The sequence below is a fragment of the Burkholderia sp. FW306-1C-G01B genome (assembly GCF_058781685.1).
Genome location: NZ_JBYSWZ010000012.1, coordinates 1 through 17,085, shown reverse-complemented (window position 1 = coordinate 17,085; position 17,085 = coordinate 1). Strand labels below are relative to the sequence as shown.

The 17,085-nt window shown below is 67.6% G+C and carries 15 protein-coding genes; 11 read left to right on the top strand and 4 right to left on the bottom strand.

Translation table 11 applies throughout. The annotated features are described in order from the left end of the window. Window positions 1-25: 25 nt before the first annotated feature. Entirely contained in the window at window positions 26-1,162 is a 1,137-nt protein-coding gene (locus AC3WLY_RS23150; protein WP_492310823.1) for a branched-chain amino acid ABC transporter substrate-binding protein, read from the bottom strand. A 649-nt stretch (window positions 1,163-1,811) separates the two neighbouring features. On the opposite strand from AC3WLY_RS23150, the gene AC3WLY_RS23145 reads away from it, so the two are divergent. After that, window positions 1,812-2,606, top strand: a complete 795-nt coding sequence (locus AC3WLY_RS23145) for an AraC family transcriptional regulator (protein ID WP_034181780.1) — start codon at window positions 1,812-1,814, stop codon at window positions 2,604-2,606. Between the two features lie 70 nt (window positions 2,607-2,676). Here the strand turns inward: AC3WLY_RS23145 and AC3WLY_RS23140 are convergent, their stop codons facing one another. Then, window positions 2,677-2,940, bottom strand: a complete 264-nt coding sequence (locus AC3WLY_RS23140; RefSeq protein ID WP_072444620.1) for a hypothetical protein — start codon at window positions 2,938-2,940, stop codon at window positions 2,677-2,679. Between the two features lie 287 nt (window positions 2,941-3,227). Next, window positions 3,228-5,120, bottom strand: coding sequence for a bifunctional sugar phosphate isomerase/epimerase/4-hydroxyphenylpyruvate dioxygenase family protein (locus AC3WLY_RS23135; protein WP_492310822.1), 1,893 nt, complete (start codon window positions 5,118-5,120; stop codon window positions 3,228-3,230). A 257-nt stretch (window positions 5,121-5,377) separates the two neighbouring features. Here AC3WLY_RS23135 and aroQ point away from each other — a divergent pair, with 257 nt between their 5' ends. The 3 genes from aroQ to AC3WLY_RS23120 are packed head-to-tail and all read left to right on the top strand — an operon-like array spanning window position 5,378 to window position 8,076. Continuing rightward, a complete protein-coding gene (aroQ, locus tag AC3WLY_RS23130) occupies window positions 5,378-5,833 on the top strand; it encodes a type II 3-dehydroquinate dehydratase (RefSeq protein ID WP_492310821.1) in 456 nt (151 codons plus the stop codon). Continuing rightward, entirely contained in the window at window positions 5,830-6,699 is an 870-nt protein-coding gene (locus tag AC3WLY_RS23125; RefSeq protein WP_175960172.1) for a shikimate dehydrogenase, read from the top strand. Before aroQ ends, AC3WLY_RS23125 begins: the two co-directional genes overlap by 4 nt. Before the next feature lie 33 nt (window positions 6,700-6,732). Continuing rightward, the gene (locus AC3WLY_RS23120) at window positions 6,733-8,076 is read left to right on the top strand and encodes an MFS transporter (RefSeq protein ID WP_175960173.1); all 1,344 of its coding nucleotides are present in this window, start codon (window positions 6,733-6,735) and stop codon (window positions 8,074-8,076) included. A 112-nt stretch (window positions 8,077-8,188) separates the two neighbouring features. Here the strand turns inward: AC3WLY_RS23120 and AC3WLY_RS23115 are convergent, their stop codons facing one another. Then, window positions 8,189-9,298 carry a 2-aminoethylphosphonate--pyruvate transaminase gene (locus AC3WLY_RS23115; protein ID WP_492310820.1) on the bottom strand — a complete coding sequence of 370 codons (1,110 nt, stop codon included), beginning with the start codon at window positions 9,296-9,298 and terminating at the stop codon, window positions 8,189-8,191. Window positions 9,299-9,651: 353 nt separating this feature from the next. On the opposite strand from AC3WLY_RS23115, the gene phnS reads away from it, so the two are divergent. Genes phnS through AC3WLY_RS23080 form a run of 7 tightly spaced genes read left to right on the top strand, consistent with a single transcriptional unit; the run spans window position 9,652 to window position 16,940 of the window. Further along, window positions 9,652-10,743: a 2-aminoethylphosphonate ABC transporter substrate-binding protein gene (phnS, locus tag AC3WLY_RS23110; RefSeq protein ID WP_492310819.1), complete on the top strand. Its 1,092-nt coding sequence runs from the start codon at window positions 9,652-9,654 to the stop codon at window positions 10,741-10,743. Between the two features lie 34 nt (window positions 10,744-10,777). Beyond that, the gene (gene phnT / locus AC3WLY_RS23105) at window positions 10,778-11,881 is read left to right on the top strand and encodes a 2-aminoethylphosphonate ABC transport system ATP-binding subunit PhnT (protein WP_310136524.1); all 1,104 of its coding nucleotides are present in this window, start codon (window positions 10,778-10,780) and stop codon (window positions 11,879-11,881) included. After that, on the top strand, window positions 11,859-12,779 hold the full coding sequence (locus AC3WLY_RS23100) for a 2-aminoethylphosphonate ABC transporter permease subunit (protein WP_310136523.1): 921 nt from the start codon (window positions 11,859-11,861) through the stop codon (window positions 12,777-12,779). Before phnT ends, AC3WLY_RS23100 begins: the two co-directional genes overlap by 23 nt. Then, window positions 12,769-13,629 (top strand): 2-aminoethylphosphonate ABC transport system, membrane component PhnV, encoded by an 861-nt coding sequence (gene phnV, locus AC3WLY_RS23095; RefSeq protein ID WP_175960179.1) that lies wholly within the window; start codon window positions 12,769-12,771, stop codon window positions 13,627-13,629. The genes AC3WLY_RS23100 and phnV overlap by 11 nt, the downstream gene beginning before the upstream one ends. Beyond that, the gene (gene phnA / locus AC3WLY_RS23090; protein WP_492310818.1) at window positions 13,626-14,933 is read left to right on the top strand and encodes a phosphonoacetate hydrolase; all 1,308 of its coding nucleotides are present in this window, start codon (window positions 13,626-13,628) and stop codon (window positions 14,931-14,933) included. The genes phnV and phnA overlap by 4 nt, the downstream gene beginning before the upstream one ends. Then, a complete protein-coding gene (gene phnY, locus AC3WLY_RS23085) occupies window positions 14,930-16,384 on the top strand; it encodes a phosphonoacetaldehyde dehydrogenase (protein ID WP_175960181.1) in 1,455 nt (484 codons plus the stop codon). The genes phnA and phnY overlap by 4 nt, the downstream gene beginning before the upstream one ends. Window positions 16,385-16,388: 4 nt before the next feature. After that, window positions 16,389-16,940, top strand: coding sequence for a phosphonate degradation HD-domain oxygenase (locus AC3WLY_RS23080; RefSeq protein WP_492310817.1), 552 nt, complete (start codon window positions 16,389-16,391; stop codon window positions 16,938-16,940). The last annotated feature ends 145 nt before the right edge of the window (window positions 16,941-17,085 follow it).

Here is a 17,085-nt window from a genome sequence, read left to right as displayed (position 1 = left end):
CGCCGCGCGGGGCAGATCGCGCGTATCAGTTGCCGGCGATCGTATCGACCGGCTTGAACGTGCCGTGCTCGACCTTGTAGATCGTGACCGGCGCATCCTTCAGGTCGCCCTTCGTGTCGTAAGCGATGCTGGGGGCCGACACGCCCTTGATCGACACCTTGCCGAGATACGGCGTGTACACCTTCGGGTCGGTCGAGTTCGCGTCCTTCATCGCGGTGAGCAGCGCGATCGTGCCGTCATACGAGTACGGCGAGTACGTGATCACGTCTTCGTTGAAGCGCGCCTTGTAGCGTGCCGCGTAGCCGGCGAAGCCCGGCATCTTTTCCTTCGGCAGCCCGCCCATGTAGACGATCGCGCCTTCGGCCGCTTCGCCGCCGACCTTCAGGAACGTCGGCGAGCGCGACATCTCGCCCGTCACGAACGCCGCCTTCATCCCGAGCTGGCGCATCTTGCGGATCATCGGCGACGATTGCGCGTCGCCGCCGCCGTAGAAGACCGCGTCGGGATTGACGCCCTTCAGGTTGGTCAGGATCGCCGAGAAATCGAGCGCCTTGTCGTTCGTGAAGTCGCGCTTGACGATCGTGCCGCCCGCCGCCTCGACGGCCTTCGCGAATTCGTCGGCGATACCCTGGCCGTAGGCCGTGCGGTCGTCGATGATCGCGATGCGCTTGAAGCGCAGCGTCTTCACCGCGTACGTGCCGACGATGCGGCCCGCTTGCGCGTCGCTCGTCAGCAGCCGGTAGGTCGTCTTGTAGCCGCGCGCCGTGTATTGCGGCGACGTCGCCATCGAGATCTGCGGCAGCCCCGCGCGATCGTACAGGTCGGACGCCGGAATGCTCGTGCCCGAGTTGAAGTGGCCGATGATCCCGCGGACGTTGTCGTCGATCAGCCGCTGCGCGACGGTCGTGCCGGTGCGCGGGTCGGCCTGGTCGTCCTGCGAGTCGAGCTGGAACGTGACGGGCTTGCCGCTGATCGTCGGACGCGTCGCGTTGAAGTCGGCGATCGCGAGCTGCACGCCCTTCTGCATGTCCGAGCCGTAGTTCGACTGCGGGCCGGTCAGCGGTGCGGCGAAACCGATCTTGACGACGTCGGCGGCGATGGCGTGCGTGCCCGACAGTGCGCAGGCGGCAGCCAGCGCGACGTACGATACCTTCAGCTTCACTTTCACTTCCCCTTGGTGGCGTGGTTGGGCCGCCGCCGGCTAGCGGGCCGGCGCCGGTAAACCGGGCGAGACGGTTCGGCCGGCAGGCCGATGCGAAGGCCATGCCTACTCGCCGCTGGCAGCTCGGGTTGTGCCGGAATCGGCGTGCGCTGCGGGTGATGCGGCGGGGTCGTGCGCGCCGATTGCTGCAGCGGCGCGGTGTCGTCTCGTGACCGTGAAGCGAAGTCTAGATAGCGAAAATGCGCGCGTCTTGCGCGTTCGGTGCGCGGCCGGCGACGATATCGGCATATCGTCGATAACCCTGATATATGCCGAAATCGTCACGTCGAATGCGCAATCGCGCCAAGACGCTGCACGTCCGCATTTTTAGGATGGTGGATCCGGGCGCGCAGTGCCGGTGCGCCAATGCGGCAGGTCGGCATCGGCGCATGCGTGACTGCATGCGGCGGCGCAAGCGGATTCGCGGCCGGCCGCCGTACCCGCAGCGCGGTAGTTGCGCGCGCAACGTATGTCGCTTGCCGATGCCGGCCGATCGGCGGCGCGATGCGACGGCTGCCGCCAGCTTGCCCGCCCCCGCGATCGGCGCGACGCGATTGAAGGGGCGCTCCTATAATCGACGCCATCTGCCACTCGCTTCGCGGATGCCGGGATGACGACCTTGCTTGCCGTACCGCCCATGAGCCTGTCCGACACGTTGCGCTACCAGCCCGACAACGCCGATTTCGGCGCGATGCTCGCGCACTTCCGCCTGCTCGAACCGGTGTTCGACGCGTTGCCGGACGTCGCGTTCTTCGTGAAGGATGCGAGCGGCCGCTACGCGCTCGTCAACCGCACGCTGGCGATGCGCTGCGGCTACAAGGACAAGCGCGACCTGCTCGGCAAGACGACCGACGAAGTGTTTCCGCGCCGCTTCGGCCGCAGCTATTTCGAGCAGGACATGGCGACGATCAACGCCGGCCAGCAATTGATGGACCAGCTCGAGCTGCACCTGTATCCGGGCCGCCAGCCGGGCTGGTGCCTGACCTGCAAGGAGCCGCTGCGCGACGCCGCGGGCAAGGTGGTCGGCCTCGCGGGCATCTCGCGCGACCTGAAGGCGCACGAGGGATCGCATCCGGCCTACAGCAAGCTCGCCGACGTGGTCCAGCACATCCAGGATCACTACGTGCAGCCGCTGAACCTGAAGCATCTCGCGCAGATGGCCGGGATGTCGGTCGCGCAGCTCGAACGCTATTTCCACAAGGTGTTCCACCTGACGCCGCGCCAGGTGCTGCTGAAGACGCGGCTCGATGCGGCCACCGCGCTGCTCGTCACGCACGACAAGGTGACCGACGTCGCAGCGCTATGCGGCTATACGGATCACAGCGCGTTCACGCGCCAGTTCAAGGCGACGGTCGGCGTGACGCCGACGGAATACCGGTTGATGCTGCAGGAGCGGGCGGGGTGACGCGAGACGCCGGAAGGGCCGGCGCGTCGCAGGGATCGGGGCGATGCGGGGAAGCGGGGAAAACGGCGGCTCAGCGGTAGCCGAGCCCTTTCAGGACGGCCGTGCCGTCTTCGGTCAGCCGGAAGCTCGGGGCCGTATCGGCGTCGAGCTTGATCATCTCGACGAGGCCGGCTTCCTGCAGCGCGGGCAATTCGGGTTTGGCGTTCGCGCCGATCGGTGCATGCAGCAGCACGAGCAGCGTCGCGATTTCGTGATGACTGAGCAGGCGGCGCAGCATCGTCTTCTTTGCAGGGGGCGCGGCCTGGCGGCCCGCGGGTGCTTCTACGGCGCTCATCGCTTTCCTCCTTTTCGGGATAACCATCGGGTACTGGTTGCGGATGGTGCCGTCGAAGACTTAAGCGATTCTTAAAACGGTGGCGGGCGACGGGATGCTGCGCTGCGGTACGGGTTACCGTATGTAACGTCATACGGAGCGCGGCTTCCGGCCCGGCCGCGGTCAGCCGCGCGGGCTGGTTCTCGGCCGCTCGATTCGCCACGATGGTGCACGCGCGATGCGGCCCTTTGAGTCGGGCGCGGGCTGCGGCGTGATCCTGCCCCAGACTCCCGATTCGCGTCCTTCCGTTATTTCCTGCGCTGCGCCTGCGCGGCGAGCCGCACGGCCGCGTTCGCCGCGCCGTAGCCGTCGTATCCGCCGCGCCGCTCGACGATCTCGAGCGAGAAGCGGTTGTCGACCAGTTCCGTATACGCGTGCAGGAATTCGCCGCCGTGCTCGTCGCGGTCGTACAGCAGGTGGTGCGCGCTCAGCGTGTCGATCAGTTCGTCCGGCAGTGCGTAGCGCGCGGCGAGATCGTCGTAGTAGTTCGGCGGAATGCGCAGGAACGGCACGCCGTCGGCCGCGAACGCGGCGATCGTCTTCACGATGTCGTCGGTGCGGAACGCGACGTGGTTCAGCCCGGTGCCGTGGTAGCGCTCGAGCGATTCGGCGACGGCCGTATGACGGTCGACCGACGCGTTCAGCGCGATCCGCACCGAGCCGTCGGCGCTGCGCACCGCGCGGCTGCGCATCAGCCCGTACGGATCGGGCACGAGCCAGCTGCGCTCGGCCTCGAAGCCGAACGCCGTCTTGAAGAACAGGATCCACGTGTCGAGCGCGTCGGCCGGCAGCGCGAGGCACACATGGTCGATGCCCGTCAGCGGGCCGACTTCGCTCGGGCCGTCGATGTCGGTCAGCACGAAGTCCGATTCATACAGCGTCGGCGCGTTCGGCGCTTCGTCGACGAAATACTCGAGGCTGCCGTCCGGCGCCTGCACGCTCGGCAGCACGCGCTCGTTCGGCCCGACGCGGCCGGAGAACGGCGCGTAGCCGAAGCCGGCCGCGCGTTCGAATGCCACTTTCGCGTCGTCGACGCGAAACGCCGACGCGCACAGCGACAGCCCGTGCCGCTGGAAGAACACATCGGCGAACGAGTCGCGCTCCGCGTTCAGCACGATCGACGCGGCGCCGTGCTGGAACAGCGTCACGTCCTTCGAGCGATGCCGGCCGGCGAGCCGGAAGCGCATCTTGCCAAGCCATTCGCCGACGGTCGCCGCCGCCTGCGCGTCGACCGCGAATTCGATGAACTGGAACCCGACGTGCGCGGGCGGCGCCGGCGGCGCGAAGAGCGGCTGGCCGGCGGCCGGCGCACGGCCGTCCTGCGCAAGCCGCGCGCGTGTCAGTTCTTCCAGATAGAGCAGTGAGCGATGGCCGTCGGCGGCCGTGATCGCGGTCGGCGCCGCGCGGAAGCCGTCGTTGAAGATCTCGAGCGACAGCGGCCCGGTGTAGCCCGATTCGATCACGCGCGCGGCGAAGCGCGCGAGGTCGAAGTCGCCCTGGCCCGGGAACGAGCGGTAGTGGCGGCTCCATTCGAGCACGTCCATCGCGAGTTTCGGCGCATCGGCGATCTGCACGAATGCGATGCGGTCGCCGGGAATCTCGGCGATCGCATCCGGCGAATCGTCGAGCGACAGCGTGTGGAAGCTGTCGAGCGCGAGGCCGAGATGCGGGCTGTTCACGGCGTTCACGAGTTTCCACGCATGGCCGTACCGGTTCACGACGCGGCCCCACGCAAGCGCTTCGTACGCGGCGACCACGCCGGCCTCCCGGGCGGCTTCGGCGAGCGCGCCGAGCTGGTCGACGAGCAGCCCGTCGTCCGCGATCGTGTCGGCCGACACGTTGCTGCACACGAGGATGCGGTCGGTGCCGAGCGCGTGCATCACGTCGAACTTGCGCTTGATGCGATCGAGATTGCGTGCGAGCTGTGCCGCGCTCACGCCCTCGAAGTCGCGAAACGGCTGGAACAGCACGATGTCGAGGCCGAGATCGGCGGCCATGCGCCGGACGTCGGCCGGCGATCCGTCGAAGTAGACGAGGTCGTTTTCGAAGATTTCGACGCCGTCGAAGCCTGCGGCCTGGATGGCGGCGAGCTTATCGGCGAGCGTGCCGGACAGAGACACGGTGGCGATCGAGCGCTGCATGGGCGATTCCTGCGGATGAGCGGGGCATGGCGTCGGTCGAGCCGGCCCTGAATGAACCAGTCGTTGAGTTCCGGGCGCGCGCCATATCCCGAATTTACTGGATAAGTGACATGGATTATACAAACTAACTAGTTGGTACAAATTAGCGAAAACCCGAAAAGACATTGCGCTTGCGCAAGCGCACACTAGCGCCAAATCTTGACGTCAGGGGGCGAAGCCGGCTAGCGATTCGCCCCCGTTTTAGGAGCAGAATCACCATGAGCAAGCACAAGGTGCTGGTGCTGAACGGCCCGAACCTGAATCTGCTGGGGACACGCGAGCCCCATATCTACGGCGCGGAAACGCTCGCCGACGTCGAGCGGCGCTGCCGCGCGGCGGCCGACGGGCTCGGGCTGGAGATCGATTTCCGCCAGTCGAACGCGGAGCACCAACTGATCGACTGGCTGCATGCGGCGCGTCACGACACGCACGGCATCGTGATCAACCCGGCCGCCTATACGCATACGTCGGTGGCATTGGCCGATGCGCTGTCCGCGATCGCGAAGCCGGTGATCGAAGTGCATATCTCGAACGTGCATCGCCGCGAGGCGTTCCGTCACCATTCCTATGTGTCGGCGGTCGCCGAAGCCGTGATCTGCGGCTGCGGCACCGAAGGCTACGTGTTCGCGCTGCAGCGTCTGTCGACGCTGTTTGCGCAGGGAGCCGCGCGATGAGCCGCCCGTCGTTTCTGATCGGCCTGATCGGCCAGGGTATCGGTGGTTCGCTGTCGCCCGCGATGCACGAGGAAGAAGGATTCCGCCAGGGCTTCGGCTACGTCTACCGGCGTATCGATCTCGACGTGCTCGGCGTGACCGCCGACGCGCTGCCGCAACTGCTCGATGCCGCGCAGCGGATGGGCTACAACGGTCTCAACATCACGCACCCGTGCAAGCAGCGCGTGATCGAACACCTCGATGAGCTGTCGGACGATGCCCGCGCGCTCGGTGCGGTGAACACCGTGCTGTTCAAGGACGGCAAGCGGATCGGCCACAACACCGACTGGTCGGGCTTCGCGAAATCGTTCCGCCGCGGGCTGCCCGGTGCGTCGCTCGAACGCGTCGTCCAGCTCGGTGCGGGCGGCGCGGGCGCGGCCGTGGCCCATGCGGCGCTGCAGATGGGCGCGGCCGAACTGACGATTTTCGATGTCGATGGTGCGCGCGCCACCGCGCTCGCGGGCGAGCTGCAGCAGCGCTTCCCGGCCGCGCGCGTTGCGTCGGGCGGCGCTCCGTCCGGCGACGATCTCGCGGCCGCGATGCGCGCCGCGACGGGCCTGATCCACGCGACGCCGACCGGCATGATCAAGCACCCGGGCCTGCCGCTGCCGGCCGAGCTGCTCCACGCGGGCATGTGGCTGGCCGACATCGTGTATTTCCCGCTCGAAACCGAATTGATCCGCGCCGCGCGCGCGGCCGGCTGCGCCACGCTGCCAGGTGGCGGGATGGCCGTCTACCAGGCCGTCGACGCGTTCGAGATCTTCACCGGACGCACGCCCGACCCCGAGCGGATGTTCGATCACTTTCAGTCGCTCGTCGCGCGCTGACCCCCTTATAGAAAGAGAAACCAGGAGACGACCATGCAGCACACCACCCATACGAGTGCCGCGCCGGCGCAGGCGGCCGGCACGGTCCGGCGCACCTCGGCGCGCTACAAGATTCTCGCGCTGCTCGCGATCGGCACGATGATCAACTACCTCGACCGCACCGTGCTGGGGGTGGCTGCGCCGCAGCTCACCAAGGAACTCGGCATCAACGCGGCCGTGATGGGCATCATGTTCTCCGCGTTCTCGTGGACGTACGCCGCGATGCAGGTGCCCGGCGGCCTGTTCCTCGACCGCTTCGGCAGCAAGATCACCTATTACTGGTCGATGACGCTGTGGTCGCTGTGCACGTTCCTGCAGGGCTTCGTGCCGGGCATCGCGACGCTGCTCGCATGCCGGCTCGGCCTCGGCGTGACGGAGGCGCCGTGCTTCCCGACCAACAGCCGCGTCGTCGCGACGTGGTTCCCGCAGAACGAGCGCGCGATGGCGACGGGCACCTATACCGTCGGCGAGTACATCGGCCTCGCGTTCTTCAGCCCCGTGCTGTTCGCGCTGATGGGCGCGTTCGGCTGGCGCTCGCTGTTCTGGGTCGTCGGCGCGGTCGGCATCGCGTTCGGCCTGGTCTGGTGGAAGTTCTATCACGAGCCGCGTGATCATCCGGGCGCGAACTCGGAGGAACTTGCGTATATCGAGGCGGGCGGCGGTCTCGTGCACGCCGCACGCAAGGACGGTAACAACGGCGGCAAGGGCGAGCAGAAGAAGTTCAGCTGGGCGATGGCCGGCCAGCTGCTGAAGAAGCGCCAGCTCGCGGGCATCTGCCTCGGCCAGTTCGCCGGCAATTCGACGCTCGTGTTCTTCCTGACCTGGTTCCCGACCTATCTCGCGACCGAGCGCCACATGGGCTGGCTGAAGATCGGCTTCTTCGCGGTGATGCCGTTCATCGCCGCGTCGGTCGGCGTGATGTTCGGCGGGATCTTGTCCGACTGGCTGCTGCGCCGCGGCAAGTCCGCGAACCTCGCGCGCAAGCTGCCGATCATCGCGGGCCTGTTGCTCGCATCGACGATCATTCTCGCGAACTACGTGCAGAGCAACGAGGCCGTGATCGCGATCATGTCGGTCGCATTCTTCGCGCAGGGGATGGCCGCGCTCGGCTGGGCGCTCGTGTCGGACATCGCGCCGGACGGCCTGCTCGGCGTGACGGGCGGCATCTTCAACTTCGCGGCGAACCTCGCGGGGATCGTCACGCCGCTGGTGGTCGGCTTCATCGTCGCGTCGACCGGCTCGTTCGTCGGCGCGCTCGTGTTCATCGGCGTGATCGCGCTGGTCGGTGCGCTGTCGTACATCTTCGTCGTCGGCGACATCAAGCGGATCGAGCTGTAAGCACCCACTCCACGCGCATCTCGTGCGTTCGCCCGGCGGCCGGTTGGCCGCCGGGCTTTTTTGTTTGCGCGCCGGCTGGTGTGCCGGCTTGTATCCCGGCTCGCGTGGCGCGTTACGCGCGCCGCACGGCGATGCCGAGCGATTCGACTGCCTGCGCGATCGCCGCCACCGCGCGCCGGATATCGTCGGCATCGATCGCGCCGATGCAGCCGACGCGAAACGTCTCGAGCTGCGTGAGCTTGCCCGGGTACAGGATGAAGCCCGCGTCGCGCACCGCGTCGTAGAAGCGGCGGAAATCGTAGGCCGGATGGTCGGGCGCGTGGAACGTGACGATCACGGGCGCCTGCACGCCCGCGTCGAGGAACGATACGAAGCCGAGCGCGCGCATCGATTCGACCAGCGTCCGGCAATTCTCCGCATAGCGCGCGCCGCGCGCGGGCTGGCCGCCTTCGGCGAGGTACTGGTCGAGCGCGGCGCGCAGCGCGGCGATCACGTGCGTCGGCGGCGTGAAGCGCCACTGGCCCGTCTTGCGCAGGTACGCATATTGATCGTGAAGATCGAGCGCGAGCGACCGCGAGTTGCCTTCGCTCGCGTCGAGCGCGTCGCGCCGCACGATCGCGAAACCCATCCCCGGCACGCCTTCGAGGCATTTGCCGCTCGCCGAGATCAGTGCATCGATGCCGCTGTCCGCCAGCACGATCGGCAGCGCGCCGAACGAACTCATCGCATCGACGATCAGCCGCTTGCCGTGCCGCCGGCATACGGCCGCGATCGCGTCCAGCGGGTTCAGGATGCCGGCGCTCGTCTCCAGGTGCACGAGGGCGACGTGCGTGATGCGAGGCTCGCGTGCGAACGCGGCCTCGACCGCGGCCGCGTCGACGGCCGCGTCCTCGCCGAACGGCAACGCGATCGCGTCGATGCCGAGCCGGCCGAGGATCTTCAGGATGCGCGCGCAATACGCGCCGTTGTCGGGCACGAGCACGACGCCGTCGCGCGGCACCAGCGTGCCGAGCGTGGCCTCGACCGAGAACGTGCCGCTGCCCTGCATCGGCACGCACACGTAGTCGTCGCCGCCGCGCGCGATCGCGACGAGGTCCGTGCAGACGCTGGCCGTCAGCTGGTTGAAAGCGGCGTCCCACGACCCCCAGTCATGTTGCATTGCGTGGCGGGTTGTGGCGGACGTGGTGAGCGGGCCGGGCGTAAGCAGGATCGGGTCGGGCATGGTTTGTCTCCAGCAAAGGTCGGGCGAAACGCCGGGCGGCATTTCTGAATGACGTGCATGATATTGGCAAAATGTGTCATTTTTTGGAAATTGTGGCACTCGTCACGGGTTTGTCATTGAACGCTGTGATCCTTCGGTTGCCGCGCGAAACCAACCGCAGCGCGGCGGCGAGGCGGGCCGCTTATCGGCCTGCCCGGAGATAACAGGCCTTGCATGCGGCCGGAGGAAACGCTGAAGCGCTAACTCTGGCCGACAGCTTTGCATGGGGCCAGAGTAAGCGCTGAAGCGCCAACTCTGGCCGACAGTGCCGGACATGCCCCGGCCGTTTGGTGTTCCGCCTACGGAGAAGTGAGATGACACTGCAGAATTCCTCGCGCGCCGCTGCCGGCGCGTTCCGCAAGCTCGCGCTGGCCGCCTGCGCCGCCGGTTTGCTGCAAGGAGCCGCGCTGCCGGCGCATGCGGCAAACGCGGTCGTGCTGTATACGGCGGACGGTCTCGAGAACCTCTATCGCGATGTGCTGCCGGCCTTCGAGAAGAAGGAAGGCGTCAAGGTCAACATCGTGACGGCGGGCAGCGGCGAGGTCGTCAACCGCGCGAACATCGAGAAGAATTCCCCGAAGGCCGACGTGATCGTCACGCTGCCGCCGTTCATTCAGCAGGCCGGCCAGATGGGCCTGCTGCAGGCGTACCAGAGCGTGAACTACAAGAACGTGCCGGCGATTGCGAAGGCCGAGGACGGCACGTGGGCGACGTTCGTGAACAACTACTTCTCGTTCGCGATCAACCCGGACGTCGTGAAGAACCAGCCGAAGACGTTCGCCGACCTGCTGTCGCCGAGCTATGCCGGCAAGGTCGCGTACTCGAACCCGGCCACGGCCGGCGACGGGATGGCCGTGCTGATCCTGACGACCTCGCTGATGGGCGAGGACAAGGCGTTCGACTACCTCGCGAAGCTGTCGCAGAGCGTGAAGTTCCACACGAAGGGCACGGGCTACCTGAACGTGCTGCTGTCGCGTAACGAGATCAGCGTCGCGAACGGCGACCTGCAGATGGACCTCGACGATGCCGAACACGGCGCGCTGTCCGTCAAGCCGATCTTCCTGGCCGCGAAGGAGGGCGACCAGCCGACCACGTTCCAGCTCCCGTACGGCATCGGGCTGATCAAGAGCGGCCCGAACCAGGATGCCGGCAAGAAGCTGATCGACTACCTGATGTCGACGGAAGTGCAGTCGAAGGTGCCGGACATGTACGGCATCCCGGGCCGCACGGACGTGCCGCTGGCAGGCAGGAACGGCGAAGCGGTCAAGAAGGCGATCGCCGGCGTGAAGCTGATCCCGGTCGACTGGGCCCAGGTGATGGCGAAGAAGCCGGTGTGGATCGAGCGCTGGAAGAAGGACGTGATCGGCAGCTCGGGCAAGCAGCTCGACGTCGTCAAGCCGAAGTGATCGGCGCACGCCGCCCGTATCAGCGAGCAAGAGGATGAACCCGGTGGAAACCACCCTGACCCATCCCGGCGCATTCGGCGCCGCCGAACCGCACGCGACGCTGCGGTCCGGCGCGCCGGGCGGCGTGCAGATCCAGCACCTGAGCGTGCGCTACGGCGCACGCACGGTGCTGGAAGATCTGTCGCTGTCGATCGGCGCCGGCGAATTTCTGACCGTGCTCGGCAAGAGCGGCTGCGGCAAGACCACGCTGCTGCGCTTCATCGCCGGGTTCGTGAAGGCCGACGGCCTGACCGGCACGCTGACCGTTGCCGGACGCGACCTGACCTATGCGCCGCCGCACAAGCGCAATCTCGGTCTGCTGTTCCAGAATTACGCGCTGTTCCCGCACCTGTCGGTGTTCGAGAACGTCGCATTCGGGCTGCGCGCGCGCGGGATGGCGTCGTCGGAAGTGACGCGACGCGTCGCCGACGCGCTGAAGCTCGTGCAGCTCGGCGATGCGGGCCACCACCTGCCCGCGCAGCTTTCGGGCGGAATGCAGCAGCGCGTCGCGCTGGCCCGCGCGCTCGTGATCGAGCCGGACGTGCTGCTGCTCGACGAGCCGCTGTCGGCGCTCGACGCCAACCTGCGCGCATCGGTGCGCAGCGAACTGAAGGCGCTGCACGAGCGCCTGCCGAACCTGACCGTCGTCTGCGTGACGCACGACCGCGACGACGCGCTCGTGCTGTCCGACCGCGCGCTGCTGCTGCGCGACGGCCGCATCGCGCAGCTCGGCACGCCGCAGCAACTGTACGACGCGCCGCAGGATGGCTACGTCGCGCGCTATCTCGGCCCGGCGAACCTGCTGCCGCCGCGCGTGATTTTCCCGCTCGGCGATCCGCGTCACGAAGTGCGCGACAAGGTCGCGTGCGTGCGCCCCGAGCGCCTGACCGTGATGCCGCTCGCGGCGGGCGGCCTGCACGGCACGGTGTCGTCGGTCGAATGGCAGGGCGCGGACCTGTCGATCGCGGTCGTGATCGACGCGGCGCCCGACGAACCCGTGCGCGTCACGATGCAACGCGGCCGCGGCGCGGCTCCCGAGCGCGGTGCGCGCGTTTCCCTGCATTGCGAGGCAGACGATGTCGTCCTTATCGAGCCCTGAAACAGGCCTGCCGCCGCACGTGCTCGCGTCGGCCGCCGCGCACGCTGCCGTCGCGCGGCGCCGCAAGCGCATGGGCGACCTGCACCTGGCCGCGCTCGCGGTCGTCGTGCTGGGCCCGCTCGTCGTGTATCCGCTGGTGCGGCTCGTACTGCTGAGCGTATCGGGCGAACACGGGCTGAGTTTTGCCGCATACCGGACCTTCTTCGGCAACCCCGACACGCGCAACGTGCTGCTGACGACGCTCGGCGTGCTGTTCGCGAGCGCCGGCACCGCATCGGTGCTCGGCGTGCTGCTGGCCGCGCTGCTGTTCTTCAAGCCGTTTCCGGGCGCGTCGCTCGTCACGCGCTTCCTGGAACTGTACGTCGCGTTTCCGTCGTTCCTCGTCGCGTTCACGCTGATCTTCCTGTACGGCTCGCAAGGGTCGATCGGCATCGCGTTGCAGCACCTGTTTCATCTCGAGAATCCGCCGCTCGACTTCCTGTTCGGCATCGGCGGCGTGATTCTTGCGCAGACCGTGTTCTATACGCCGTTCGTCGTGCGACCGACGCTCGCGTCGTTCGCGACGCTCGACCTGCGGCTGATCGAAGCCGCGCGCAGCCTCGGCGCGTCGGGCTGGATGCTCGCGCGCCGCGTCGTGCTGCCGATCGCGTGGCCGGGCATCGCCGCCGGCACCGTACTGTGTTTCCTGCTGACGCTGAACGAATTCGGGATTCTGCTCGTGCTCGGCAGCGCGCGGCTCGTGACGCTGCCGGTCGCGATCTACAGCAGCGCGACCGTCGATCTCGACCTGCCGACCGCGTCGGCCGGCGCGGTCGTGATGCTTGCGCTGTCGCTGGCGCTGTATACGGTTTATCGCCGGGTGAACCGGCGTGCGACGGGAGGGAACGATGTCCGCTGAATTCCGTATCGGGCAGGGCGTGCCGCGTCACCAGATCGGCTGGAGCGACGCGCTGCTCAAGCATGCGTCGCGCGCCGCGCTCGCGCTGGCCGCGTTCGCATGCTTCTGGCTGTTCGTGCTGCCCGTCATCGTCGTCGCGCTGTCGAGCGTGTCGACGCAATGGTCGGGCACGATCTTGCCGGCCGGCTACAGCCTGCGCTGGTTCGAGCGGCTCGGCTCGCCGGAATACGATGCGCTGCTGACGAGCCTCGAAATCGGCTTCGGCGTGTCGGCGATCGGCACGATCCTCGGGCTGTGGCTCGCGCTTGCGCTCGAAGGGCGCGACCGGCGCGGCCTCGGCGCGGTCGTCGACGCGCTCGTGATGGTGCCGAACGGTGTGCCGAGCGTCGTGCTCGGGCTCGCGGTGCTGATCGCGTATCACCAGAAGCCGCTCGATCTGTCGAGCTCGGCGGCGATCGTCGTGCTCGTGCAGCTCGCGCTGATTCTGCCGTTCTGCTATCGCTGCGCGGCCGCCGCGCTGCGTCCGGAACTGACCGTGCTGCGCGAAGCCGCGGCGAGCCTCGGTGCGCCACCCGCGATGGTGCTGCGCCGCGTGCTGCTGCCGCAGCTCGTGCCGGCGCTGCGCGCGAGCCTCGCGCTCGGCTTCGCGCTGTCGCTCGGCGAGCTCGGCGCCACACTGACGGTTTATCCGCCCGGTTTCGCGACCGTGCCGATCGTCGTGATCGGCCAGGTCGAGCGTGGTTATTATCTTCCGGCATCGGCGCTGTCGCTGCTGATGCTCGGCGCGTCGCTCGCGGCGCTGCTGCTGATCGCCGCGCGCGTGCCGCGCGGCACGCGGGCTGCATCATGAACGCCGCGTTCGCATTGCGCCGTCCCGGTGAAGCGTCGGCGGCCGGCGCATCGCCGGATCTCGCGGGACGCTCGGTCGACGTCAACGGCCGGCGCTACCGGCTGCCGGTCGAGCCGACCGTCGTCGTCTGCGTCGACGGCTGCGAGTACGCCTATCTCGAACGTGCGGTGGAAGCGGGCGTCGCGCCGTTCATTGGCCGGATGATGGCGGAAGGCACGGCATGGCGGGCCGATTGTGTCGTGCCGACCTTCACCAACCCGAACAACCTGTCGATCGTCTGCGGCGTGCCGCCGTCGGTCCACGGGATCTGCGGCAACTATTTCTGGGATTCGGCCGCCGACGGCGGGCGCGGCGCCGAAGTGATGATGAACGACCCGGCCTATCTGCGGGCCGGCACGCTGCTTGCGGCGGCGTCCGACGCCGGCGCGCGGGTGGCCGTCGTGACGGCGAAGGACAAGCTGCGCCGGCTGCTTGGCTGGCAGCTGAACGGCATCTGCTTTTCCGCCGAGAAGGCCGCGCAGGCGAATCTCGCGGAAAACGGCATCGTCGACGTGCTCGACTGGGTCGGCCTGCCGTCGCCGGATGTCTACAGCGCGGCGTTGTCCGAATTCGTGTTCGCGGCCGGCGTGCGGCTCGCGCAGACGCGGCAGGTCGACCTGATGTACCTGTCGACCACCGACTACGTGCAGCACAAGTGCGAGCCGGGCAGCGCCGGCGCGAACGCGTTCTACGCGATGATGGACGGCTATCTCGCGCAGCTCGACGCGCTTGGCTGGGCGATCGGGCTCACGGCCGACCACGGGATGAACGCGAAGCACGATCCCGCGACCGGCCGCCCGAACGTGATCTATCTGCAGGATGCGTTCGACGGCTGGTACGGCGCGCAGGCCGCGCGCGTGATCCTGCCGATTACCGATCCGTATGTCGTGCACCACGGCGCGCTGGGCTCGTTTGCGACGGTCTATCTCGCACCGGGCGTCGACCGGGCCGAGGCGATGTGGCGTGTCGGCGGCCTCGACGGTGTCGAGCTCGTGCTCGACAACGCGGAAGCCGCCGCACGCTTCGAGCTGCCGGCCGACCGGATCGGCGATCTCGTCGTGATCGGCCGTCGCGACATGACGCTCGGCACGCGCGAGCGCGAACACGACCTGTCGGGCCTCACGGTGCCGCTGCGTTCGCATGGCGGCGTGTCGGAGCAGGAGGTGCCGCTGCTGTTCAATCGGCGTGTCGAGCGGGACGATCCCGCGCGTCGCCCGCGCAACTTCGACGTGTTCGATTTCGTGCTGAACCGGATCGCGACATGATGGCCCACCCCCGGCAAGACCACCCCGAGTTTCGCGCCGAGGCGCTGCGCTGGTGCGGCACGCGCGCGACGCGCGAGCGCACCTTCGATATCGACGATCCTTATACGGGCGCCCGGGTCGGTACCGCGCCGCTCGCCAGCGTCGACGACGTGCGCGCCGCGTTCGATTACGCGATGGCCTACCGGCCGAAGCTTACGCGCTACGAGCGTTCGCAGATCCTCGAACGTGCGGCCGCGCTGCTGCGCGAGCGCACCGAGGAAGCGTCCGACCTGATCACGCTCGAATCGGGGCTGTCGAAACGGGATTCCCGCTACGAGATCGGCCGCGTTGCCGACGTGCTGAAGTTCGCGGCGGTCGAGGCGCTGCGTGACGACGCGCAAAGTTTCTCGTGCGACCTGACGCCCCACGGCAAGGCGCGGCGCGTGTTCTCGCAGCGGCAGCCGCTCGACGGCGTGATCGTCGCGATCACGCCGTTCAATCATCCGATGAACCAGGTTGCGCACAAGATCGCGCCGGCGATCGCGACCAACAACCGCGTGATCGTGAAGCCGTCGGAGAAGGTGCCGCTGTCGGCGTTCTATCTGGCCGACCTGCTGGTCGAGGCCGGGCTGCCGGAGCCGATGCTGCAGGTGCTGACCGGCGATCCGCGCGAGATCGCGGACGAACTCGTTACGCATCCGCATGCATCGCTGATCACGTTTACCGGCGGCGTTGCGATCGGCAAGGCGATTGTCGCGCGGGCCGGCTACCGGCGCATCGTGCTGGAGCTGGGCGGCAACGACCCGCTGATCGTTCTCGAAGACGCCGATCTCGAACGCGCGGCATCGCTGGCGGTGCTCGGCTCGTACCGGAACTCGGGCCAGCGCTGCACGGCCGTCAAGCGGATGCTGGTGCAGCGCTCGATCGCGCCCGCGTTCACCGAGTTGCTCGTCGAGAAGACGCGCGCGTGGAAGTACGGCGATCCGTTCGATCCCGCGAACGAAATGGGCACGGTGATCGACGAGGCGGCGGCGCGGCTGTTCGAGGCGCGGGTCGACGAGGCGGTTGCGCAGGGTGCGCGCTTGCTGACCGGCAACGTGCGGCGCGGCGCGCTGTATGCGCCGACCGTCCTCGACAACGTCGATCCGTCGATGACGATCGTGCGCGAGGAGACCTTCGGCCCCGTATCGCCCGTCATCGCGTTCGACACGATCGACGACGCGATCCGGATTGGCAATGGAACGGCGTTCGGGCTGTCGTCGGGGGTCTGTACGGACAGCACGGCGGCCGTCGTGCGCTTCGTGAACGAGCTGAACGTCGGCACCGTGAATGTATGGGAGGTACCCGGATACCGGATCGAGCTGTCGCCGTTCGGCGGGATCAAGGATTCGGGGCTCGGTTACAAGGAAGGCGTTCAGGAGGCGATGAAGAGCTTCACGAACCTGAAGACGTTTTCGCTGCCTTGGGAGTGAGCGAATGGCACTGACGGTGGAAGAGATCCACGGGCTGTATCGCGAGCACGGCCATGTGGCCTATAGCGGTGAACCGGTCACGCAGCTCGAGCATGCGTTGCAAAGCGGATTGCTGGCGGAAGAGGCGGGCGCGGACGAAGCGCTGGTTGCGGCGGCGTTCCTGCACGACCTCGGGCATCTGCTGAATCGCCAGGGCGAGACGCCGAGTGCGCGCGGGATCGACGATCTGCATCAGTATTACGTATTACCGTTCCTACGGCCGCTATTTTCCGACGCGGTGCTGGAGCCGATCCGGCTGCACGTCGATGCGAAGCGCTGCCTGTGCCGCACGGACGCCGGCTACTTCGAGGGCCTGTCGCCGGACTCGGTGCGCAGCCTTGCGCTGCAGGGCGGCATCTTCAGTGAAGAGGAGGCGGTGGCATTCCTGCAGCGCCCGTTTGCGGAGGACGCGCTGCGTCTGCGCCGCTGGGACGATACGGCGAAGGAAGAAGGAAAGGTGACGCCGGATCTCGATCACTATATGGGGATCGTCGCGCGCCAGGTGCGCGCGGTCTGACGATCCCGTTGCTTCTTTATATAGGGCCCCGCACGCGGCAGCGTGCGGGGCCTTGAATTTTTTTGCGAAACCCCTTGCGCGATCGAAGCGAGGTGCATAGAATCACGCCTCTTTCGCGCTAACGGAAACGCGGCGCGGAAGAGGG